Annotated in this window: 23 protein-coding genes and 1 pseudogene; 17 read left to right on the top strand and 7 right to left on the bottom strand. The window is 71.6% G+C overall.

From position 1 onward, the window contains the following. Nucleotides 1–21: 21 nt before the first annotated feature. Nucleotides 22–435 carry a nuclear transport factor 2 family protein gene (locus ACSNOG_RS07825; RefSeq protein ID WP_436751831.1) on the bottom strand — a complete coding sequence of 138 codons (414 nt, stop codon included), beginning with the start codon at nucleotides 433–435 and terminating at the stop codon, nucleotides 22–24. A gap of 408 nt (nucleotides 436–843) precedes the next feature. On the opposite strand from ACSNOG_RS07825, the gene ACSNOG_RS07820 reads away from it, so the two are divergent. The 4 genes from ACSNOG_RS07820 (at nucleotide 844) to ACSNOG_RS07805 (ending at nucleotide 3,722) form a co-directional block, all read left to right on the top strand. Next, nucleotides 844–1,713: an SDR family oxidoreductase gene (locus tag ACSNOG_RS07820; protein ID WP_436751811.1), complete on the top strand. Its 870-nt coding sequence runs from the start codon at nucleotides 844–846 to the stop codon at nucleotides 1,711–1,713. 48 nt (nucleotides 1,714–1,761) lie between these two features. Next, a complete protein-coding gene (locus ACSNOG_RS07815; protein WP_436751810.1) occupies nucleotides 1,762–2,157 on the top strand; it encodes a helix-turn-helix domain-containing protein in 396 nt (131 codons plus the stop codon). Nucleotides 2,158–2,257: 100 nt separating this feature from the next. Further along, nucleotides 2,258–2,668 carry a VOC family protein gene (locus ACSNOG_RS07810; RefSeq protein ID WP_436751809.1) on the top strand — a complete coding sequence of 137 codons (411 nt, stop codon included), beginning with the start codon at nucleotides 2,258–2,260 and terminating at the stop codon, nucleotides 2,666–2,668. 70 nt (nucleotides 2,669–2,738) lie between these two features. Next, entirely contained in the window at nucleotides 2,739–3,722 is a 984-nt protein-coding gene (locus tag ACSNOG_RS07805; RefSeq protein ID WP_436751808.1) for an asparaginase, read from the top strand. Between the two features lie 11 nt (nucleotides 3,723–3,733). Here the strand turns inward: ACSNOG_RS07805 and ACSNOG_RS07800 are convergent, their stop codons facing one another. Beyond that, a complete protein-coding gene (locus ACSNOG_RS07800) occupies nucleotides 3,734–4,327 on the bottom strand; it encodes a hypothetical protein (RefSeq protein WP_436751807.1) in 594 nt (197 codons plus the stop codon). Between the two features lie 231 nt (nucleotides 4,328–4,558). On the opposite strand from ACSNOG_RS07800, the gene ACSNOG_RS07795 reads away from it, so the two are divergent. Beyond that, the gene (locus ACSNOG_RS07795) at nucleotides 4,559–5,344 is read left to right on the top strand and encodes an alpha/beta fold hydrolase (RefSeq protein ID WP_436751806.1); all 786 of its coding nucleotides are present in this window, start codon (nucleotides 4,559–4,561) and stop codon (nucleotides 5,342–5,344) included. A gap of 171 nt (nucleotides 5,345–5,515) precedes the next feature. Here the strand turns inward: ACSNOG_RS07795 and ACSNOG_RS07790 are convergent, their stop codons facing one another. After that, the gene (locus ACSNOG_RS07790) at nucleotides 5,516–6,709 is read right to left on the bottom strand and encodes a saccharopine dehydrogenase family protein (RefSeq protein WP_436751830.1); all 1,194 of its coding nucleotides are present in this window, start codon (nucleotides 6,707–6,709) and stop codon (nucleotides 5,516–5,518) included. A gap of 469 nt (nucleotides 6,710–7,178) precedes the next feature. Between ACSNOG_RS07790 and ACSNOG_RS07785 the strand changes: the two genes are divergently transcribed. The 9 genes and pseudogenes from ACSNOG_RS07785 (at nucleotide 7,179) to ACSNOG_RS07745 (ending at nucleotide 14,964) form a co-directional block, all read left to right on the top strand. Next, nucleotides 7,179–7,748 carry a hypothetical protein gene (locus ACSNOG_RS07785; RefSeq protein WP_436751805.1) on the top strand — a complete coding sequence of 190 codons (570 nt, stop codon included), beginning with the start codon at nucleotides 7,179–7,181 and terminating at the stop codon, nucleotides 7,746–7,748. Between the two features lie 119 nt (nucleotides 7,749–7,867). Then, a complete protein-coding gene (locus ACSNOG_RS07780; protein WP_436751804.1) occupies nucleotides 7,868–8,431 on the top strand; it encodes a DUF6461 domain-containing protein in 564 nt (187 codons plus the stop codon). Between the two features lie 83 nt (nucleotides 8,432–8,514). Beyond that, entirely contained in the window at nucleotides 8,515–9,798 is a 1,284-nt protein-coding gene (locus tag ACSNOG_RS07775; protein ID WP_436751803.1) for a peptidoglycan-binding protein, read from the top strand. A gap of 140 nt (nucleotides 9,799–9,938) precedes the next feature. Continuing rightward, nucleotides 9,939–10,305: pseudogene (locus ACSNOG_RS07770) on the top strand (GNAT family N-acetyltransferase). Between the two features lie 28 nt (nucleotides 10,306–10,333). Further along, the gene (locus tag ACSNOG_RS07765) at nucleotides 10,334–10,798 is read left to right on the top strand and encodes a hypothetical protein (RefSeq protein ID WP_436751802.1); all 465 of its coding nucleotides are present in this window, start codon (nucleotides 10,334–10,336) and stop codon (nucleotides 10,796–10,798) included. Nucleotides 10,799–11,069: 271 nt separating this feature from the next. Next, the gene (locus ACSNOG_RS07760; RefSeq protein WP_436751801.1) at nucleotides 11,070–12,224 is read left to right on the top strand and encodes a PLP-dependent cysteine synthase family protein; all 1,155 of its coding nucleotides are present in this window, start codon (nucleotides 11,070–11,072) and stop codon (nucleotides 12,222–12,224) included. A gap of 113 nt (nucleotides 12,225–12,337) precedes the next feature. Then, entirely contained in the window at nucleotides 12,338–13,609 is a 1,272-nt protein-coding gene (locus tag ACSNOG_RS07755; protein WP_436751829.1) for an MFS transporter, read from the top strand. A gap of 39 nt (nucleotides 13,610–13,648) precedes the next feature. Next, nucleotides 13,649–14,191 (top strand): MOSC domain-containing protein, encoded by a 543-nt coding sequence (locus ACSNOG_RS07750; RefSeq protein ID WP_436751800.1) that lies wholly within the window; start codon nucleotides 13,649–13,651, stop codon nucleotides 14,189–14,191. A gap of 251 nt (nucleotides 14,192–14,442) precedes the next feature. Beyond that, a complete protein-coding gene (locus ACSNOG_RS07745) occupies nucleotides 14,443–14,964 on the top strand; it encodes a hypothetical protein (protein WP_436751799.1) in 522 nt (173 codons plus the stop codon). Here the strand turns inward: ACSNOG_RS07745 and ACSNOG_RS07740 are convergent. Next, nucleotides 14,885–15,097: a DUF4287 domain-containing protein gene (locus ACSNOG_RS07740; protein ID WP_436751798.1), complete on the bottom strand. Its 213-nt coding sequence runs from the start codon at nucleotides 15,095–15,097 to the stop codon at nucleotides 14,885–14,887. The genes ACSNOG_RS07745 and ACSNOG_RS07740 overlap by 80 nt on opposite strands. Nucleotides 15,098–15,303: 206 nt before the next feature. On the opposite strand from ACSNOG_RS07740, the gene ACSNOG_RS07735 reads away from it, so the two are divergent. After that, nucleotides 15,304–15,972 (top strand): TetR/AcrR family transcriptional regulator, encoded by a 669-nt coding sequence (locus tag ACSNOG_RS07735; RefSeq protein ID WP_436751797.1) that lies wholly within the window; start codon nucleotides 15,304–15,306, stop codon nucleotides 15,970–15,972. Between the two features lie 3 nt (nucleotides 15,973–15,975). Here the strand turns inward: ACSNOG_RS07735 and ACSNOG_RS07730 are convergent, their stop codons facing one another. After that, on the bottom strand, nucleotides 15,976–16,977 hold the full coding sequence (locus tag ACSNOG_RS07730; RefSeq protein WP_436751796.1) for a GlxA family transcriptional regulator: 1,002 nt from the start codon (nucleotides 16,975–16,977) through the stop codon (nucleotides 15,976–15,978). A 127-nt stretch (nucleotides 16,978–17,104) separates the two neighbouring features. Here ACSNOG_RS07730 and ACSNOG_RS07725 point away from each other — a divergent pair, with 127 nt between their 5' ends. Then, nucleotides 17,105–18,094: an NADP-dependent oxidoreductase gene (locus ACSNOG_RS07725; RefSeq protein WP_436751795.1), complete on the top strand. Its 990-nt coding sequence runs from the start codon at nucleotides 17,105–17,107 to the stop codon at nucleotides 18,092–18,094. A 22-nt stretch (nucleotides 18,095–18,116) separates the two neighbouring features. Here ACSNOG_RS07725 and ACSNOG_RS07720 read toward each other — a convergent pair whose 3' ends face one another. Further along, on the bottom strand, nucleotides 18,117–18,707 hold the full coding sequence (locus ACSNOG_RS07720) for a TetR/AcrR family transcriptional regulator (protein ID WP_436751794.1): 591 nt from the start codon (nucleotides 18,705–18,707) through the stop codon (nucleotides 18,117–18,119). Between the two features lie 103 nt (nucleotides 18,708–18,810). Here ACSNOG_RS07720 and ACSNOG_RS07715 point away from each other — a divergent pair, with 103 nt between their 5' ends. After that, nucleotides 18,811–19,662 carry a class I SAM-dependent methyltransferase gene (locus ACSNOG_RS07715; RefSeq protein WP_436751793.1) on the top strand — a complete coding sequence of 284 codons (852 nt, stop codon included), beginning with the start codon at nucleotides 18,811–18,813 and terminating at the stop codon, nucleotides 19,660–19,662. A 485-nt stretch (nucleotides 19,663–20,147) separates the two neighbouring features. Here the strand turns inward: ACSNOG_RS07715 and ACSNOG_RS07710 are convergent, their stop codons facing one another. Further along, on the bottom strand, nucleotides 20,148–21,488 hold the full coding sequence (locus tag ACSNOG_RS07710; RefSeq protein ID WP_436751792.1) for an alpha/beta hydrolase: 1,341 nt from the start codon (nucleotides 21,486–21,488) through the stop codon (nucleotides 20,148–20,150). Nucleotides 21,489–21,585 lie beyond the last annotated feature (97 nt).

The following is a 21,585-nucleotide window of genomic DNA, read 5'->3' as shown; positions in this document are numbered from 1 at the left end:
GGGCAGGACGCAAAACGTTTGTCACCGGGGCAGTTCGCCCTCCGCCGGGGCCGCGCACGCCTCGGCTACGGCCTGCGTGTCCCAGTAGAAGGGGCGCACTTCGGAAATCCTGCCGTCCTTGAACGTGATGGTCTGCAGGATCGGGAAGGTCAGTTCGCGGCCCGTCGCCCGGGCGCGGGCACGGACCAGAGTGCGTACCACCGTGGTGCCGCCGGTGGCGAGGAACTCCTGCTCGGCGAACTCGAACAGCTCCCACGCCGCGGCCATCGCCCGCATGTTGCCCTCGATGCCCGCGTGACCGCGCCAGGTTCCGCCGTACGGCAGGGCATCGGCCTGGTGCAGGACGACGTCGGGAGCGAAGTAGGGGGCCAGGAGGCCGAACGCGGCCCTGCCCGGTCCGCCCGCCGCGAGGAAAGCCGCCTCCGCTTCGTACATGCCCGCGAGGAAGGCTACGGAGTCGGTCACGGGGTGGTCAGTCGGCGGATGGTCAGCCGGCAACTGATCAGCCGTCGGTCTGTCAATCGTCGGCCGACCGGCCGTGAACCGGCCGGCGTTGCGGTCGTCGGTCATGCGCAGGTCAGCACCAGCATCAGGATTCGTCATGCGGCCAGCCTGGTCTGCTCACGCCCACCGCGCTGGCGGCATTCGGTCCCCTACCTCACGCCGCGGGGAAGAGAACGCAGCGGTAGGGGGACGTAGGGGCTGAAGCCGTTCCCCTGCCGCCCGTAGTCTGCCGACGGATCCGGAATCCCGGCATCACCGGCATCGGCATCAGCGACACCGGCATCGGCGACACCGGCATCAGTGACACCGATATCTTCGACGGAAGGCAGGCGGTCGGCCGTGGCGACAGTCCTCATCACCGGTTGCAGCAGCGGCATCGGCCTGGAGACGGCCCTGGCGTTCGCCCGGCGCGGGGACCGCGTCCACGCCTCGATGCGGAATCCGGCCAAGGCGGACGCGCTCCGCGAACGGGCGCGCGCCGAAGGCCTGGACATTGAGGTGCTGACGCTCGACGTCACCGACGACACGTCCGTGACCACCGCCGTGCGGACGGTCGAGGAGCGGCACGGCGGGATCGACGTACTCGTGAACAACGCCGGGGTCGACTACACCAGCGCCGTCGAGGGCGCGTCCCTGGAACAGGCGCGCGCGGTGATGGAGACCAACTACTGGGGTGCGCTGCGTACCATCCGCGCCGCCCTCCCCGCCATGCGGGCCCGCGGCGCCGGTGTGATCGTCAACGTCAGCTCCCTGGCTGCCCGGATGTGGGCGGTGCCGTACGGCGGGTTCTACACCTCCAGCAAGGCGGCGCTCGGGGCGGCGAGCGAGGCGCTGGCGACGGAGGTGCAGCCGTTCGGCATCCGCGTGCTGTGCGTCGAACCGGGCGCCTTCAGCTCACGGATCCACGAGAACGCCGCCAAGCGGCAGTCCTCCGGCGACGACCCGTACGCGGCGGACGAGGCGTGGCTGGCGCGCTTCCTCTCGCGGATGGGCGAGGGGGCAGCGGACAGCCGTGAGGCCGCCGAGGGCATCGTCGCCGCTGTGGAAAACCCCGCCACCCCCCTCCACACGGTGGTCGGCAAGGATGCGGAGATGGCACTGGAGTACATGCGCGGGGTCTCGTACGAGGAGTGGCTCCCGCAGTTCGTCCAGCAGGCGGAGTCCTTCGCCGGGCCCCGCCCGGCCCCCGGGGCACGGCCTCAGGAGTGAGCCGGCCTCAGGAGCGGGCGGGCCGTGAGCCCGTGATGTGATGGCGCCGTGAGCCGCACTCCCGCCGAAGACACCAACCGCCGCATGCTCAGGGCCCGTGACGCGATGGACCGCGCCTACGCGCAACCCCTGGACGTGCCGGCGCTGGCCCGGATCGCCCTGGTGTCGGAGGCCCACTTCACGCGCACGTTCCGGGCCGTGTTCGGCGAGACGCCGCACCGCTACCTGCAGCGGCGGCGCGTCGAGCGCGCGATGTTCCTGCTGCGGGAGACCGACCGCAGCGTGACGGACATCTGCTTCGAGGTCGGCTTCGGCAGCCCGGGGACCTTCAGCCGCACCTTCCGCGACATCGTCGGCCGGTCGCCGCGGACGTACCGCAAGGAAGCGGTGTCCGCGGGCGTGCCGACGTGCTTCACGATGGCGTGGACGCGGCCGAGCGGCTGACCGGCTGTCGGCCTCACGCGACCGAGCAGTTCGCCCCCCCTCCCGCGACCGAGCAGTTTTGGATAAGTTTTCGCCCGGCGCTCCCCGTAGCGTGGTGCACATGTTCAACGCCATCACGCAATCGCAGATATACGTCCTCGACCAGGACGAGGCCCTCGACTTCTACGTCGGCAAGCTCGGTCTGGAGGTCGCCGCCGACGTCGACATGGGCTTCATGCGCTGGCTGACCGTCCGCGTCCCGGGCCGGCCCGAGCGCCAGATCCTGCTGGAGAAGCCGGGCGCCCCGGCGATGTCGGAGGAGACGGCGCAGCAGGTCCGCGAGCTGGTGACCAAGGGGGCGATGGGCGGCTGGCTCATCTTCACCACGGACGACTGCCGCAAGACGTACGAGACGCTGCTGGCCCGGGGCGTCGAGTTCACCGAGGAGCCCACCGACCGCCCGTACGGGACCGACTGCGGCCTCCGCGACCCCTTCGGCAACCGCATCCGCTTCACCCAGCCCAGGGCCTGAGGGAGGCCCTGCCCTCCGGGGCCGTACGGCACCGTAATCTGGCGCCTGTCGACGGTGACGAGGGGGGAACGTGAACATCGCGCTGTTCGCGCTCGGGGGCACGATATCGGTGTCCGGGCGCGCCAAGGGTGAGCGGCTGACCGGTGCCGAGATCACGGCTGCGGTGCCCGGGCTCGACGGGCTCGGGGCGGTGCTGGACGTGCAGGACGTCCATGCCGTGCCGAGCGGGAGCCTGACCTTCGCCCAGGTGCTCGACGTCGTCTCGGCCGCGTCGCGGGCCGTGGCGGACGGGGCGGCCGGTGTCGTCGTCACACAGGGCACCGACACGCTGGAGGAAACCGCGTTCCTCGCCGACCTGGTCTGGGAGCACGAGGCACCGTTCGTGCTGACCGGCGCGATGCGGCAGCCCGGCATGGCCGGCGCCGACGGGCCGGCCAACGTGCTCGCGGCCGCGCACGTCGCCGCCTCCCCCGCGGCGCGGGGACTCGGCGCGCTGGTCGCCTTCAACGACCAGGTGCACGCGGCGCGATGGGTCCGCAAGTCCCACAGCACGAGCACGGCGACGTTCACGTCACCGAACGCCGGGCCGGTGGGCCACGTCATCGAGGGCGAGGTGCGGGTCCTGGCCGTGCCGCCGCGCCGTACCACCGTCCTGCCGGCCGGCTGCAGCAGAGCACGGGTCGACGCCGCGCGCGTGGCCCTGCACTGCGTCACCCTGGACGACGACGGGGACCGGCTCGAAGGGCTCGCCGAGACGTACGGGGGCCTGGTGGTGGCCGGCTTCGGCGTCGGGCACGTGCCCGCACCCCTCGCCCCCGTACTGGGTGCTCTCGCCGACCGCATCCCGGTCGTGCTGACCTCCCGCACGGGCAGCGGCCCGGTGCTGCGGCACACCTACAGCGCGCCCGGCTCGGAGACCGACCTGCAGCAACGCGGGCTGATCAACGGCGGGCTGCTCGACCCGTACAAGGCCAGGGTGCTCCTGCGCCTGCTGCTCGCGGCGGGCGCGGGGCGCGAGGAGGTGGCCGCGGCGTTCGCGGAGCACGGCCGCTGACACGCTCGCCGTCAGCCGGCGTCCCCAACGAACGGCCGCGCACGGGCCCAGTGCTCCTCGAACTCGGCGCGGCTGATCTCCTGCCCCGCCACTTCCGGGGCGAAGACGTCCACGATCGGCGGATTGAAGGGCCAGTCGTCGGGGGTGCTCTTGACGACGCTTCCGTCCTCGGACAGCTCGACCTGCCGCGTGCGGCGCCCGTCGGGCCCGACCTCCATCAGGTAGACGGCCGAATCCTCGTCGCCCTCGCTGCTCTCGTCGTCCCCCTCATCCCCCTCATCCCCTTCGTCCCATCGGCGGCGCAGGTACAGGACGTCCTTGCCGGCGAGGGCGCCGAAGCCCGGGCGTCCGCGCTGCGCGTCGCGCGCGGACCGCAGCCCGTCCAGGCCCGGGGGCATCCGCGGCGCGTCGATGTCGACTTCCTCCAGGTCGTCGTCGCCCCCGCGCCACGCCACGGTCTCCGGGTCCGTGACGACCTCGACCCACGCGAACGTCTCGCGGATCTCCCGCTCCGACCGCGCGGAGACCCACCACCACGAGCCGCCCATGCCGTAGTCGTGGAGAACGAGGAAGCGCGTCTTGAGCGCTGCGTCAGTACCGGTCACAGCGACAAAGACTACTGGGACAACCTTGGGTCACCCCACCGGCAACTTAGGCTAGCCTAAGTTCACTTTCGTTCGAACGGCCTGCCGGATCCGCTTCTGAGGACGGTCACCATGCAGCGACAGCACAGCCAGGGAACTCCCGGCACCGCACGGACCCGAGACGGACGCGAGCTGTACTTCATGGAACGGCCCGGGCCGGCAGCAGGCGGGGCGGAAGACGCAAGGCCGACCGTGGTGTTCGAAGGAGGCCTGGCCGCGACCCGCTCGTACTGGGCGCCCGCCCAGCAGGCTCTGGCGAAGTCGGCACGGACCGTGGTCTACGACCGCAGCGGCCTGGGCCGCGGCGCGCCCGACCCCTCGGGCCGGCGCCACCTCGCCAGGCTCGCCGACGATCTGGGAGACCTGCTCGACCACCTCGGACCCGGCCCGTTCATCCTGGTGGGGCACAGTTGGGGCGGCCCGATCGTGCGCCTCGCCGCGGCGGCCCGGCCCGAGCGGATCGCGGGCCTCGTGCTCGCCGATCCCACGGACGAGGCCTGCGACCTGCTCTTCGACCCCTCCATCCGCAAGCTGGAGAAGAGCCGCCTCCGCATGGCCATGCTGCTCGCCCGCCTCGGCATGTTCGGCCTCCTCTTCCGCAAGGTGACCGCCGCCCTGCCGCCCGACGCCGCCGCCGACATGCGGGCGGAGGCCTTCACCGTCACGGCGATACGGTCCATGGGCGCCGAACAGGCCACCGTCGAGGCCGACCTGCGCGCCCTGCTCGACCACCCGCCGGCTCTCGGCGACCTTCCGGTCACGGTCATCTCCGCGACCCGGCCCACCCTCGGCATGAGCGCACAGGCCCGCACGTCGGTGAACGCCTCCCACGCGTACCGCGCCCGGCAGTCGCCGCGCGGCCGGCACGTCCTCGCGCACCAGGCCGACCACATGGTCCCCACGGCGGAACCCGGGATCATCGTCACCGAGACGGAGCTCCTGCTCAGCCCGGGCGCTCGCCGAGCAGATCATGCCTGAACGGTATAAATTGATGGAAAATGAAAGGGGGGATGGATGGGGGGATGAATCGGGAGAGGAGACGGCATGTCCTCGAAGCGGCGTCGCAAGAAGAGGGCCCGCCGCAAGGCGGCCAACCACGGCAAGCGCCCCCAGTGCTGACCCTGTGCACACCCTCTGGGCACCACTTCGTCAGTCGGTGTGACACACGCGGAACGGCATGCCGGCGTCCCGTAGCCGTGCGATCAGCGCGTCGCCCATGGCCGTAGCCGTCGTCACCTGGCCGGCGGTGGCCGGCAGGTCGTCCAGGGCGAGGCTCAGTGACGCCTCGGCCAGTATCTTCGCCGTCTCCCCGTAGCCCGGGTCACCGCCCGTCACCTCGGTGAACACGCGCCGGCCGCCGCCTGCACCGACGGCCCGCACCCGGAACCGCGCCCGGGCCCGCTGCTCCGCGCTCGGCCCGCGCCCCGGCTCGTAGCGGCTCATCAGCCAGGACCGTACGGGGGACACCTGCGCGGCCGCCCACACCACTCCCAGGCCGACCGGCCCGGCCAGAGCGACGGGCAGCCGCTTCACCGACGCGTAGTGGCGGTAACGGAAGTCGGGCCCGTACCGCTCCAGCGCGGCCGCCGAGCGGCGTACGACCTGGGGGTCGAGCGTGGGCAGCGGCAGCGCCCACGTGCCCGTCTCCTTACTGAACCGCGGCGCCCCCAGCGGAGCCCGGACCCGGCGCCCGGCCGGCCTCGGCTCGTACCGGCTGCGCTCCTCCGCCGCCGCCTTCGCCTGGCGCTGCCGCGAGGCGATCGCCAGGGACGAGGCCAGCGTGCCGCCGGAGATGATCCCCGACGCGTGCACGAAGCCGTCCACCGTCAGCGGCACGCCCTCCGGCAACTGCTGCACGGTGAAGTACGCGAGGAGGTCGTGCGGCACCGAGTCGAACCCGCAGGCGTGCACGATGCGCGCGCCCGACCTGCGGGCCTGGGCGTCATGGCGTACGTACGTCATGTCCACGAACTCGGGCTCTCCGGTGAGGTCCGTGTAATCGGTACCGGCTTCCGCGCACGCCGCCACCAGTTCCTGCCCGTACCAGATGTACGGGCCGACCGTCGAGGCGACGACGTGCGTGGACTCGGCCAGTGCGCGCATAGCGGCCGGGTCGCCCGCGTCCGCGGTCACCAGAGCCACATCCGCGGCACGCAGCGAGTCGAGCGCCGCCAGCCGCTCCCGCAGCCTCTCCAGCTTCGCGCGGTTGCGCCCGGCGAGCGCCCACCGGCACCCCTCCGGCGCGTGCTCCAGCACATACTCGGCCGTGAGCTCCCCGACGTAACCCGTCGCCCCGAAGAGCACGACGTCGTACGGGCGTTCCGGGCCGGTCTGCCTGTTCATCGTGCCGCTGCTGCTACCGCTCATGGGGAACCTCCGGCTGCTGGGGTCGAGGTCGACGTCACCGGGCTCCCGCACCGGTTGTGCGGTGGCGGTCCGCCCTGGTGTGATTCTCCGCGTGCCGGGCCGCTACGGGCCCCTACCAACTATCCCCGCGCGTGTCCCCGGCCGAGGGCCGGAAACCCGCCATGCGACCAGGGGCCGGCTGAAACACCCTCAGATGCGCTCGGGTGTACTGCGAGCCGGAGCACTGCCGCCGGCCTCGCGCGCACGCCGGGCGCCCCCGAACGCGCGGCGGCGCCGCTGCGCACCCGGCCGAGCCGCATGCCCATGCACGAACCGGTGGTGGGGAACGGTTCCGGTGGGTGCGCGAACGGGCGCGGGCCCATGCTCGTTGCGGACAGCGCGGTCCAGAGGCGAACCGTTCGCCTTCTCCCTTCTCGACGCCACGCGCAGAAACGGCAGGCACACCATGCCAGTGCACCCGCTCGTGCACCCGCTCATGCACCCGCTCGCCCGGCGGTCCGCGATCCTCGCAGCCGCCGCAGCAATGCTGACCCTGACCCCCGCCGCAGCACACGCCGCCGCCCCCTCCCCTGCACCCATCAAGAACGAGGACGCGGGGTGGTACCTCGACAGCGGCGGTGAAACGTCCCCCGCCAAGGCCCCCACGTACACCGTCAAATACACGGGAGAACCCGCCTCCGCCCCCGGCAACCTGAAGTGGTCCTACGACCCCGCCACCAAACTCATCAAGAACGAGGCGAACGGCTGGTACCTCGGCAGCGGCGGCGACTCCTCGTCCTCCGCCAAGGCCCCGGCGTACACGACCACATACACGGGTGACCCGGCAACCGCTCCCCCACAGCTGAAATGGTCCTACGACGCGAGCACCAAGCTCATCAAGAACGACGGCAACGGCTGGTACCTGGGCACCGGCGGCGACGACTACGGCAAGGCACCCGCGTACACCTCGAAGTACACGGGAACCCCGTCATCGGCACCGGCCCAGCTGAAGTGGTCGATAACGACATCATCCTGAACCCCGGCCACGCCCCACGCCGTCCGGCCCCACTGACGCGGCAGGCCGCGCTGCCAGTGGGACCGCTTAGTGTGCGGGGAGGGTCAGGGGAAGGGAAGCCGTGGGAAGGGACGGACGTCATGCGTGACGGCATTCAGTGGCTGTTCGACCTGCACATCTGGGACGAGAGCATCGTCTTCGCCCGCGGCATAGGGCCGGAGGAACTGGCCACCCGCATGGGAGGTGACCTCCCCGGTGCCGGTCGCAGGCCGATCAGCGACATGGAGGCGTGGGACGCGGTCGCCAACGGCCTGTACCGCCCCGGTGAGGACGGGGACGGCCTGATCCGCGTCGGCAGGAGCGGCGACTGGTCTTTCGCCCTGGAATACGGCGACTCCACAGGCCACGAGCGCCTTCCGGAGGTGTCGCGCCAAGGGGCCGAGGCCATCCGCCTGGACCCGGCGCCGGCGCATCCCCCGAAGGTGCTCGACTACGCCCGGGACGGGAAGCTCGTCTGCCGTTTCGATCTCGGTGAGGAGCACGAGGGCGGCGAACGCCGCACCGTCGGCATCGTCGAGAGTCACTTCGGCCTCTCCCTCCCCCGCGAGCCCTTGGTGGGCCAGGTCGTCCTTCCCTTCTACGTGGTACGCGGGACACCGGAGATCGAGGACTTCGAGGAGACCGACGACGTCCTCGTCGACTGAGGACGGCCAGTTCGCGCCTTGCCCGCGTGTCGGCGCGCCCCACAGACTCCTCTCGGCCGGTCCGGCATTCCAGAAGGGCAGGGATGACTGTGCTCAGGCGCGCCATGCTCGGAGTGACCTCACTGCTGACCGCCGCGGCCGCGGCCTGGATGCCGGCCGCCGTCGGCCACGCGGCGCCCTCGTCGGAGCGCCCGCCAGTACAGGCGAGACCCGCGAATCCCCTGTCGGCGGACCGGATCGTCATCGGTACGTTCAACCAGGCGGGCGGGCACAAGGTCTACGGCAAGCTCACCGACGAAGCACCGGACGCCCTGGTCCGCAGCGTCCGCGACTGGAAGCCCATTTTCGTCACGCTGCAGGAGGCCTGCAACGACTGGTCGGACCGTGTCCGGAACGCCCTTTCGGCGGATTACGAGCTGGCCACCACCGATATCTTCGGCGGGACGGACACCTCCCGGAATCCGGTGAAGTGCTACCACAACAACGCCCTGCAGCAGAACGCCGTGCTGTACCGCAAGGACCTCGGCATCGAGAAGTCCTTCGCCGAAGTCCTGACCCCTACGGACATCAAGGACCCCATCGAGCGCCGGCAGATGATCTGCGTGAAGTCGGCCGCCCGCAAGCTCCTCGTCTGCTCGGCGCACCTGACCTCGGGGAACGAGTCGTTCCCCCTGAACGTCCGGCGCAGGGAAGCCGCTGCCGCCAAGGCGATTCTCGCGAGGGCGGAGTTCGCCGGGTACATGAAGTTCCTCGGCGGGGACTTCAACGACGACCCCCTCTCGGCGGTCGCCGACAACTTCTACGATCCGGGCTACGGACGCGGCGCGCACGGCACGTTCAAGGAGACCGACAGCCCGTGCGGAAACACCATCAAGGAGAGCGAGTTCATCGTCAGCACGTTCGTCTGGTGCCGTAGCGGCGAGGCGACCCATGACGGCGGCGACAAATTCGACTACCTCTTCGTCCCGCCGTCCGTCCACGTGAAGTCCTCGGACGTCACGCACACGAAGGTCTCCGACCACAAGCCGCTGTGGGCGGAAGTGACGTTCCCGGCCCTCACCACGGCCACGGCCAGAACCTCAGCCACGGGCACCGTCAGTACGCCCCTCACGTGCGGCTTCTACGACGGCAACAGCGTCGTCATCAAATTCGGATCGTCCGGGGATGCCGTGAAGGAAGCCCAGTGCATCCTGGTCAAACGGGACTACGACATCGGGCCGTTCGGTATCGACGGCCAGTACGGGCAGGACACACGGGCCGCCGTGCGCGCTTTCCAGGACCACTACAACCGCCTCTGCAAGGGCACACTGGCCGTCGACGGAGAAGTCGGCCCGAAGACCTGGCCCGCCCTGCGCGAATGGTGCTAGGTTCCGGCCGGCCGATTTTCGGCTGTGGGAGGACGCCGTCGGCGATTGACGTCCGAAGGGACCGGGCGGGCTTCACCACCTAAGCCAAGTCCTGCCCCCGGTGGGAACATCCCAGCCGGCTCACACGGGCATGCGATAGCTTGCCCGCCATGACTGAACTCGGCCCCGTCGCCTGGCCGCCCGCCCCGATACGGAGCGAACGGCTCGTGCTTCGCGCGTCCGGGTCACGTCCGTCCGGATGCCGGGGAGCCCGAGCTCGGCTATATGTTGCTGGCGGAGGCGTGGGGATGCGGATACGCCGCCGAGGCGTGCGCGGCGGCACTCGGCTGGTTCGCCGACGCGGTTCCCGGCGAGCCGGTGGTGCTCTGCACCCGCACCGCCAACGACCGCGCCATGCGCCTCGCGGCGAAGCTGGGGTTCATCGAGGTGGAGCGGTTCGAGGAGTACGGCGCCGAGCAGTGGTTCGGCGCGATTCACGTGCCCCTCGCTACAACGCCCTTGACATAGGCGACCCTGAATTCCCTACGATCACGTCATGGTCTCGGCCCAGCTCGTATTCCTCGCGCGACGGACCCACCGCTCGGTGCCGGGTCCGTCGCGTCTGCTGTGGCTGGCCCTGTTGTTGTTCGGCGTGCTCTACACCCACGGCGTCAGCGGGGAGAGCGCGGTCAGTCACGCGACCGGCAAGCCGGTGGCGCTGTCCGCCTTCGCGCACGCCATTGACGAGCATCACGCCCATGGGGAGCCGGCCCCGGTCGCCGCTCCCGGCGTCGCGGAACAGACCGACGCTTCCGAGCGCCACGAGGACGAGTCCTCCCACGGCGCCGAGGACTGCACGTCCGGCAAGCCCCAGGAGGGCCCGGCCCTCTTCGCCCCCGGTTGCTCGGCGCTGTGCGACGCGCTGCGGGCAATGAGCGCGCATTCCCGGCCGGGCACACGGCCGTCTCCGGCCGCGCCGGAAGCAGCGCCGTCGGCGACGTCCCGCGTCCTGCGCATCTAGAAGTCCGTCAGGCACTCCGAAACGGTGGGATTTCGCTCCCACCCGGTCCTGGTGCCCGCATTCTCGGTATTTCTCTCCTCCCCCTGAGGGGGATTGCGGAGAAAGCCGCGCCCTGCCTCGGTTCCTTCTGCCTGCGCTGCGCCGTGTTCCTTTGCGTTCCTTCGCGTTCCTTCGCATTTGATGACCGCAGGAAAAGCCCGGGTCCTGGGACCGCCCACCCCTCGCCCTTCCCTCTCCCCCACCGGTGCATCGACCGAAAGGCGAACGAACCATGGACCCGTTGACGACCGACAGTGACCACGCTGCCCGTTCGCGCTTCCCCGGCCTGTCCGGCATCTCCGGCCTGGTCGGCGACACCCCCGTCCTGCGCGTGTCCGAACCCCTCGCCCCCGCCGGGCACGGCTTCTGGGCCAAGCTGGAGGGCTTCAACCCGGGCGGCATCAAGGACCGTCCCGCCCTGTACATGGTGGAACGGGCCCGCGCCCGCGGCGACCTCGCTCCCGGCAGCATGATCATTGAGTCCACCAGCGGCACGCTCGGACTGGGGCTGGCCCTGGCCGGCATGGTCTACGGGCACCCGGTCACCCTGGTCACCGACCCCGGCCTGGAGTCGTCCTTGACCCGGCTGCTGAGCGCCTACGGTGCGCAGGTCAACGTCGTCGCCGAACCCCACCCGGCCGGCGGGTGGCAGCAGGCGCGCCGCGAACGCGTGGACCGGCTGCGGGAGCAGTACCCCGACGCGTGGGTGCCGGACCAGTACAACAACCCCGACAACGTCGCCGCGTACACCCCGCTCGCGCTCGAACTGGCAGCCCGGCTGGGCCACATCGACATCCTGGTGTGCAGCGTCGGTACCGGCGGCCACTCCGCCGGCGTCTCGCGCGTACTGCGGCAGCTCTACCCCGGTCTGAGACTGGTCGGCGTGGACACCATCGGCTCCACGATCTTCGGGCAGCCGGCCCGCAACCGGCTGATGCGCGGCCTCGGCTCCAGCATCTACCCGCGCAACGTGGCGTACGAGCACTTCTCCGAGGTGCACTGGGTCTCCCCCGCCGAGGCCGTGTGGGCCTGCCGCCAACTGGCCTCCTCCCACTACGCGAGCGGCGGCTGGAGCGTCGGCGCGGTCGCCCTGGTCGCCGGCTGGCTCGCCCGCACGCTCCCGGCGGACACCCGGATCGCCGCCGTCTTTCCCGACGGTCCGCAGCGCTACCTCGGCACGGTCTACGACGACGACTACTGCGCCGCCCACGGCCTCCTCGGCGCGCCCCCGGCCGCGGAGCCCGAGGTCGTGGGGAGGCCGGACGAGAAGGAGGTCACCCGCTGGACGAGGTGCGTCACCGTCGTCGACCCGCTGGCCTCACGGCGTGGCGCGGGGCCCGCCGAGGAGGGCGGCGGCGCCGGTGCGGACGTCGAGGGCCGGCTGTGAAGAACCCGAAGAGCCCGACGAGCCAGAAGAGCCAGAAGAGCCAGAAGAACCCGGAGAGCCCGAAGAACCCCCTGTCGCAAGCGCGCACCTTCGACCGCAGCGTGCAGCTGCTGATGGTGAATCAATTCACCATCAACCTGGGCTTCTACATGCTCATGCCCTACCTCGCCCAGTACCTGTCCGGGAACCTCGGCATGGCCGCCTGGACCGTCGGGCTGATCCTGGGCGTCCGCAACTTCAGCCAGCAGGGCATGTTCTTCTTCGGCGGCACCCTCGCGGACCGCTTCGGCTACAAGCCCGTGATCATCACCGGGTTGACGCTGCGCATCGCCGGCTTCGCCGTGCTCGGGCTCGTCGACTCCCTGCCCGCGCTGCTGGCGGCGTCGGCGGCCACCGGCCTGGCGGGCGCCTTGTTCAACCCGGCCGTACGGGCCTACCTCGCCCACGACGCCCGCGAGCGGCGAGTGGAGGCGTTCGCCCTCTTCAACGTCTTCTACCAGGCCGGGATCCTGCTGGGCCCGCTGGTGGGGATGGCGCTGACGGGAGTGGGCTTCCGCCTGACGTGCCTCGTGGCGGCCGGGATCTTCACCGTGCTGGCGGTCGTGCAGGTCCGGGCGCTACCGGCCCGGGCACCGTCGCACGGGGCCGGCAGCTCGGTGACGTCGGTGTTCTCCCAGTGGCGCACGGTGGTGTCCAACCGGCCGTTCCTGCTGTTCTCCCTGGCGATGATCGGCTCGTACGCGCTGTCCTTCCAGGTGTACCTCGCGCTTCCACTGGAAGTGCGCCGCGCGGCCGGGGACGAGCGGGTCGGGACCCTCGGCGTGGGCCTGCTGTTCGCCGCCTCCGGGCTCGCCACCATCGCGGGCCAGACCCGGCTCACCGCTTGGTGCAGACGGCACTTGGGCACCGGAAGGTCACTGGTCGCCGGGCTCACCGCCCTGGGGGCCGCCTTCCTGCCCCTGGCGGCGGCCGCCGCGCTCCCGATACCCCCGGGCGGACCGGCCCGCTGGGCACTGGCGGTCGGACCGCCCCTCCTGTCGGCACTCCTCATCGCCCTGGGCACCATGCTGGCCTACCCCTTCGAGATGGACACGATCGTCGCCCTCGCCCGGAACCGGTACGTGGCCACGCACTACGGCCTCTACAACACCATCTGCGGCATCGGTATCACGCTGGGCAACCTCCTCACCGGCGCGGCACTGGACACCGCCCGTTCCGCCGGAACCCCCGCGCTCCCATGGCTCGCCCTCGCAGCTACGGGAGGCGTCTGCGCACTGGCCGTGTTCGCCCTGCACCGCACGGGCCGCCTGGCACCGACCGCACCGGACCAGCCCGGTGCCCCGGGCGGAACCGCCCGCCCGCCGGCCCCGGTGCCGGGGGGTTAGGCTCGGGGCGATCAGCACTTTCGAACGGGGGTCCGAGAAGTGGCCGGGACGGTAACGGCAGTCAGCAGCAACAGCGCATACTCGTTCACCAAGCCCAACCGGGCCGGCATTACGTTGCTCGCCGGACTCGGAGTAGAGGGGGACGTACACGCCGGCGTCACGGTCAAGCACCGCTCTCGTGTCGCGCAGGACCCCACCCGGCCGAACCTGCGCCAAGTCCACCTCCTGCAAGCGGAACTCTTCGCAGAGCTCAGCGAAGAGGGATTCCACGTGGCGCCCGGCGAACTGGGCGAGAACATCACCACCAGCGGCCTCGACCTGCTCGGCCTGCCCGTCGGCACGCTGCTGCACCTCGGCAACGAGGCCGTCGTGGAGGTCACCGGCTTGCGTAATCCCTGCCTGCAGATCGACACCTTCCAGGAGGGGCTGCTGAAGAAGGTCGTCGGCCGCGACGAGGACGGAAACATCGTGCGCAAGGCCGGAATCATGAGCGTGGTGAAGGCGGGCGGAAGGGTGCGTCCCGGCGACGCGATCACGGTCGAACTCCCCGACGGGCCGCACCGGCCCCTGGACCGGGTGTGATCTCCTTGCCCTTTCGCACCGATCGGTCGCTTTACAGCGAGGGGGATGCGTAGCCCGTGATCTCGAAGCGTGCCCGGCGGACAGCCGCGGAGTTGCTGGGCGAGCGCCCCGTCGCCGCGGGATGGTGCAGACTCGCGGGTCCCGTCCCGAAGCCGCCGAAGGATGTCCACGAGGCGGCCGGCCGACCGCGGCTGCGGCCGGGCCGGATACGTCCCCTCGGGATCCTGGGCTGTATCGCAGTGTCCCCCTTCATGCTGATCGGCATCGGTTACGCCGCCCTGGAAGCGACCGCCGAGGCCGTCCTCGGACCCCTGCTGCGCACGAAGAAGGAGCGCCAGGCGCTCCGGGAGGAGAAGGCGCGCAAGGAACGGCTCCGGCGCGACACCGAGCTCTCCGGGAACCGGCCTGCCGAAGTCTTCGACGGTGACTGGCAGGCGGAATCCGGCCAGTTTCTCCTGCGGTGGTACGGCCGGTCCTCGCACCCGTCCCGGCTCGTCGTCCTGGGCCCCGACCGCATCGTGCTGGCCGGCCCGCCGCGCCGGGTGACGCTGGGGCAAGGCAAGAAGGCGCAGATCCTTGACGTCCTGAAGGCCGACCGGGCGATCGTCGAGGACCCGGCGCGAGGCCGGTTCTCCACCGGCCGGCTTCGGATCCCGCAGCCGCGCGTGACCTTCGATAGCGGCCTCGCGCCGGTCACTTCCCGCTGTTCTCGGCGAGGGTGTGGGCCACGAGGGCGTTGGCGTGGCCGTGGCCCAGTCCGTGCTCGGCCTTGAGCCAGGCGACGAGTTCCATGTGCTTGGTCAGCGACGAGGAGGAGATGAGGTTCTTCCACTCGGCGATGGGGCGGCCGTACTTCTTCTCTATGGAAGGGAAGTAGCTGGCGGGGCCTTTGACGGTGTCGCTCATGTCGGTGTTCTGCCTTTCCGTCGTCTACGTAGCTGTCGTTACGCAACTGTCGTTACGTAGGGTTCGTTCACGTGTGGCCACGGCAGGTACGGCAGCTCCCTTGTGTACGATGTCCACATTCGGGAAGCAGGAAGATCCGCACCTCCTGATCGATCTTGCAGAAGCCTAAGCGAACTAAGTGGATGCTGTCCACATGTGAGGGAGACATGGCACCGGCACCAGCACCGGACAAGGGCCGGCCGAAGAGCCCGCGGCCGACGCGGAGCACCTACCGCCACGGCGACCTCCGCAACGCCCTGATCAAGGCAGGCGTCGAACTGGCCCGCGAGGGCGGGCCGGAAGCGGTCGTGCTGCGCGCCGCCACCCGCCAGGCGGGCGTCGTCCCGAACGCCGCCTACCGCCACTTCGCCGACCGCAGTGCCCTCCTGCACGCCGTCTCGCAGGCCGCGATGGCCCGGGTCGCCCGCACCATGGAGGCCGAGCAGGACGCCCTGCCGCCGGCCGCGGACGACAAGGAGGCCGCCCGGGCCCGCTTCCGCGCGGTCGGTACGGGCTATCTGCGCTTCGCCCAGGAGGAGCCCGGCCTGTTCCGCGCGGCCTTCCACGTCCCGGGCGACATGACCCACGCCGCGGACGACGACGCCGCGGGAAGCGGCGGCAAGACACCCTTCGAACTTCTCGGCGCCGCCCTCGACGACCTCGTGGAGACCGGCGTCCTGCCCGAAGACCGGCGCCCCGGCGCCGAGTTCCTCGCCTGGTCGGCCGTCCACGGGCTCGCCGTCCTCCTCATCGACGGCCCCCTGCGCGGCCTCCACCCCACCCAGGCCCACGATGCGGGCCGGCACGTCATCGACATGATCGAGCGCGGGATCTGACTCTCAGGCAGTCGTCTGCTCGGAGCGTTCGGAGCGTTCGGAACGCTCGGAACGGAACGTGCGGCGGTACGTCCAGGGACTGACGCCGACGGCCGTACGGAAGTGCCGGCGCAGGGAGGCGCCGGTACCGAGTCCGGCCCGTTGGGCGACGAGGTCGACGGGCCAGTCGGTGGTCTCCAGGAAGTGCCGTGCGAGGTCGACGCGCTGCCGGGTCAGCCACTGGCCCGGCGTGCTGCCGGCTTCGTCGCGGAAGCGGCGGCTGAAGGTGCGCACGCTCATGTTGGCACGGGCGGCGAGGCCGGACAGGGTGAGGGGTTCGGCCAGGTGCTGCGAGGCCCACGCCCGGGCGGCCGCGGTGCTGCCGCTGTCGTCCGGGTCCGGGACGGGGCGGCGGATGTACTGGGCCTGGCCGCCGTCGCGCCAGGGCGGTACGACGCAGGAGCGGGCGACCTCGTTGGCGACGCGGCTGCCGTGGTCCAGGCGGACGATGTGCAGGCACAGGTCGATGCCCGCGGCGACTCCGGCGGAGGTGAGGACGTCGCCGTCGTCGACGTACAGGACGCCGGGGTCGACGCGGGTGGTGGTGAACATCCGCTGCAGCCGGTCGGCCTCGCGCCAGTGCGTGGTGGCGGGACGCCCGTCGAGGAGGCCCGCGGCGGCCAGGACGTAGGCGCCGGTGCAGATCGCGACGATCCTCGTGCCGGGGCGGATGGCCGCCAGGGCCTGCCGCAGCGGATCGGGCAGGCGGCCCTCGTCCCGTATCGCGCCCAGCCGGTGGGAGGGCGGGATGACGACGGTGTCGACGGCGGCCAGCAGGGAGGCGTCGTGGGAGACGGCGAGGTCGTAGTCGGCTTCGGCGCGCACGGGGCCGCCGTCCAGGCTGCACGTGGTCACGGAGTAGAGCGGGTTGCCGTCGCCGTCACGAGCGGCGTCGAAGATGCGGGCGGGTATGCCGAGCTCGAAGGGGACGACGCCGTCCAGGGCCAGGACGCCTACGCGGTGCATGGCCGGATCCTTTCACGACCTGGCCATCACGCCACCACCAGGGGATGTACCGGCCGGGCAGCCTTGGGGTCATGCCGGGCACCACTGCCGGCTCGAGAACCCGCACTCCCCTGAGAAGGAACCCTTCATGTCCCACCCCCTCGCCCTCCCTCCGACCATGCGTGCCGTATCGCAGGACGAGGCGGGAGGCCCCGGCGTCCTGAAGGTCATCGAAACGGACCGGCCGGAGCCCGGCCGGGGCGAGATCCTGGTCCGCGTGCGCGCGGCCGGCGTGAACCCCGCCGACTGGAAGACCCGCGAGCGCGGCGCGTTCGCGACCGGAGCCGTGCCCCCGTTCACCCTCGGCTTCGACGTGGCCGGTGTCGTCGAAGCCGTCGGCGCGGGAGTGACCGTCTTCCGGCCCGGCGACGAGGTGTTCGGGATGCCCCGCTTCCCGTACCCGGCGGGCGCGTACGCCGAGTACGTCACCGCGCCCGCCCGCCACTTCGCTCCGCGCCCGCACGGCCTCGACCACGTCCGGGCCGCTGCCCTGCCGCTGGCATCGCTCACGGCGTGGCAGGCCCTGGTCGACACCGCTCGGGTACGGCCCGGGCAGCGCGTTCTCATCCACGCCGCGGCGGGTGGCGTCGGCCACCTGGCCGTGCAGATCGCCAAGGCGCGCGGCGCGTACGTCATCGCCACGGCGAGTGCCGCCAAGCACGACGTGCTGCGCACGCTCGGCGCCGACGAACTCGTCGACTACCGCACCCAGGACATCGCTTCCACCGTCCGCGACGTCGACGTCGTCCTCGACAGCATCGGCGGCCCCACCTGGGCACGCTCCCTGCGCACTCTGCGCCCGGGAGGCACGCTCGTCTCGATCCTCCCGCTGGACGACACCTTCCCCGCGCGGCAGGCCGAGGCCGCGGCGGTACGGGCGGTGTTCATGCTCGTCGAGCCCGATCGGCAAGGTCTGCGCGAGATCAGCGGACTGGTCGAGTCCGGCCGCCTGCGGGTGATCGTCGACACCGTCCTCCCCCTCGAACAGGCCGCCGAAGCGCACCGGCTGGGCGAGACCGGCCGTACCACCGGCAAGATCGTACTGACGGTGGGACCGACCGGCCCGGAGAGCCCGTGAGAGGTGCTCCTGAGCGGCCTCCTCAGCCTCGCACCGCCCCGGCGATGACCGAGGTCACGATCGCGTGGACGGCTTCGGTGTCCGGCGGGGTGGTCTTCCGGTCGGCGAACAGCAGGTGACCGGCGCCGATCAGGGTGGGGGCGAGGGCGTCGACGTCCGCGTCGGGCGCGATGCGGCCCAGGCCGCGTTCGGCGGCCAGGTACGAGGCGAGCATGGCCGTGGCTTCCGTCAGGAGCGGAACGCCGGAGGGGGTCGTCCGGCGCAGCCGGGCGCGCAGGTCGTCGCGGAAGGTGACGAGCGCGACGATCGCCACGGCGACCGAGCCGAACAGGTCGGTCAGCGCGCCGGTGAGGTTGCCGGCGACGGTTCCCGTGCCGGCGGCGGCGCGCAGGGCGGTGGCATGGTCGTGGATCCGGGCGATGCGGTCCTGCACGAGATCGGCGAGGAAGGCGTCGAAGTCGGTGAAATGCCGGTGGAGGACGCCCTTGGCGCAGCCCGCCTCCGTGGTGACGGCCCGGCTGGTCAGGGCGTGAGGGCCGTCCCGCAGAAGGACGCGCTCGGCGGCATCGAACAATTGCTCTCGCGCGTCGCGCATGGCCACACCTGTCGGCATACCGCGATCCGTCCCTTTCTCGATCCCGCTTCCCGGCCCGCTCGTTGACGTCGGCATTGACCCTGACGTTGACGAGTGGGCATGCGCCCACCATAGTGGGCGCATGCCCACTTTACCTTCTGACCATCCTTCCGAGCGCGATCCTCATGAGTTCCGTCGAGCGGCTGAGTCGTTCGGCTCGGACGCCGGGCGCTACGACCGGGCCCGGCCCCGCTACCCCGACGCCGTCGTGGAGCGGATCACTGCCGCCGGCGCCGGCGTCGGCGCCCCCGAGATCCTCGACGTCCTCGACGTCCTCGACGTCGGCTGCGGTACCGGCATCGCCGCCCGGCAGTTCCGGGCGGCCGGCTGCACCGTACTCGGCGTCGAGCCCGACCCCCGGATGGCCGGCCTGGCGCGGCAGTCGGGGCTCGACGTCGACGTGGCGACGTTCGAGGCCTGGGAACCGGCCGGCCGGCGGTTCGACGCGGTCGTCGCCGGCCAGGCCTGGCACTGGGTGGACCCGGTCGCAGGTGCGGCCAAGGCCGCGCAGGTGCTGCGGCCCGGCGGCCGGCTGGCGGCGTTCTGGAACGTGCCGCGGGTCCCGCCCGAGGTGGCCGAGGCCATGGCCGCGGCCTACCAACGGGTGGCGCCCGGCTCCCCGTTCGACGTGAGAGCGATGGCGAAGTCCCCCTTGGACGGGTACCAGGCCCTGTCCGCGAAGGCCGCCGACGGAATCCGGAAGGCGGGCGGCTTCGGCGAGCCGGAACAGTGGCGGTTCGACTGGGAGCACGCCTACACGCGGGAGGCATGGCTGGACCAGATCCCCACGCAGGGTGCCTTCACCCGGCTTCCCCCGGATGAGCTGGCACAGGTGCTGGAGAGCACCGGAGCCGCGATCGACGCGATGGGCGGCGGCTTCACGATGCCCTACGTGACGGTGACGGTGACAGCGCCGCTGCGGCGCGAACCGTAGCCGCCGGCTCCCGGCTTCGTCTGACCGGCCGCGGCGGCGCCCGCCCGCTCAGCATGGACAGCACCGAACGCCACCAGGGGCCGGTTCGCTGCCACGTCACTGCCCTGCAGGTACGTCCAGGGCCCGTCAGCGGCCGGTGTGGTGCGCGGGCTTCGGCGAACGGCGCTGTGGGTCGGGCAGGGCGCCGCCCTCTTCTTCCCAGTCGGCCAGGCGTCTGTTCATCGCGTCCTCACGCGAAGCGGAATCCGCTGCCCGCCCGGGCCCGGGTGTCCGCTCCCCCCGGGCGGTCCTACCGGACTCGTCCTCACGTCGGCCACCGGTCATGCTGTGCCTCCTGCCCCTCGGATACACGGGTCCACAGTTCCACGGGTCCACGGTTACGTGCCCACACGTGTCCATCAGAGCAGCGGTTTCCCGGCCCCACGACTTTGGATACCGCAGACGGGTGGAGCCACCGGGGCGGCAGGAGGACGCCCGGGGAACGCTCAGCCCCGGCAGGTGAGCTGTTCCGGCAGCTCGGTGCTGATCAGGTACGCGGCCTCCCGTTCCCGCGCGCAGGCGGAGTTGTAGTACGAGACGTGCCCGTTCACGTCGGTCACCAGCAGCCGGCTGCCGTCGATCCGGGCGGCCAGGCGGCGGGCGGCGGGGAGCGGTGTCGCCGGGTCGTGGGTGTTGGCGGCGACGAGGATCGGCGGGGCGCCGCGTACGGTGGTCGGCTGCCACGGGTTGGTCGCCTTGACGGGCCAGTCCGCGCAGGACGCGGACATGATCCACGCCTCTGCGGCCGCGCCCGTGCGCGGGGCGGCCTTGCGGGCCTGCCGCAGCCGGGTCGCGGCGTCGGCGTAGCCGGTGAACTGCGGCGGGAAGTCCAGGCAGGACACGACCGTGTACGGGCTGTCGGGGTTGCCGACGTAACTTCCGCCCTCGACGAGGCCTGAGGCGTCGTTGCGACGGTCCGCGGCGGCCAGCCGCTCGGACAGTTTCACCCAGGCGTTCACGCCCACGCTGTCCTCGATCAGGCGCAGCCGCAGGAGCTGCTCGGGCAGGGCCATGCGGATCCAGTCGCCGTTGACGGCCGCGACCTTCCCTCCGGGCACCGGGATCGGGGTGCGGTCGGCTCGCGCCACGACCCGGTCGTACACGGCGCCCGCGTCCTCGCCGTGCAGTGCGCACGCGGTGTCCTCGGCGCACCAGGCGACGAAGCGGTTGAACTCGCCCTCCATGGCCGCGGCTTCCTCACGCAGGAAGCGCGACGGGCCCGAGGCGTGGTCGACGGGTCCGTCGAGCACCATGGCCCGGATCCGGTGCGGGAACAGCTGGGCGTAGGTCGCGCCGAGGAAGGTGCCGTAGGACACGCCGAGGTAGTTGATGCGCTGTTCGCCCAGCGCGGCCCGGAAGGCGTCCACGTCGCGGGCGACGGAGACGGTGTCGACGTTCCGGACGAGGTCACCGTGCCGGGCGAGGCAGCGTTCGCCGCGGGCGCGGCTGCTGCGCCTCATCTGCTCGTACTCGCGCGGGCTCTTGGGGAAGACCACCTGGCCGGGGTCGAGGACGGGGCCGCAGTCGAGGGCCTGGCTGCCGCCGGTGCCCCGGGGGTCGAGGCTCACGATGTCGAAGCGTTCCCGCAGCGGGCCGCGGAACAGGGTGTCAGCGGCGCCGTACTGGAGCATCGTCGCGCCCTGTCCGCCGGGGCCGCCGGGGTTGAAGAACAGCGCGCCGACGCGGTGCGCCCGGTCGCGCGCCGGGACCCGGGCGACCTTGACGTCGATCTTCCTTCCCGCCGGCTCCTTCCAGTCCAGCGGGACGCGTACCGTGCCGCATTGCACGGAGGATCCCTCGCTGCACGGCTTCCAGGCGACGGGGGTGGCGGACGGTAAGGGCCCGGGGGCGGCTGCCGTTGAGACGCCGGCCGTGGAGGCGTGG

This window comes from Streptomyces sp. URMC 124 (genome assembly GCF_051386455.1).
Lineage (GTDB): Bacteria > Actinomycetota > Actinomycetes > Streptomycetales > Streptomycetaceae > Streptomyces.
Note: the sequence above shows the minus strand (reverse complement) of the source record. Positions and strands in the feature narration are given on the sequence as shown.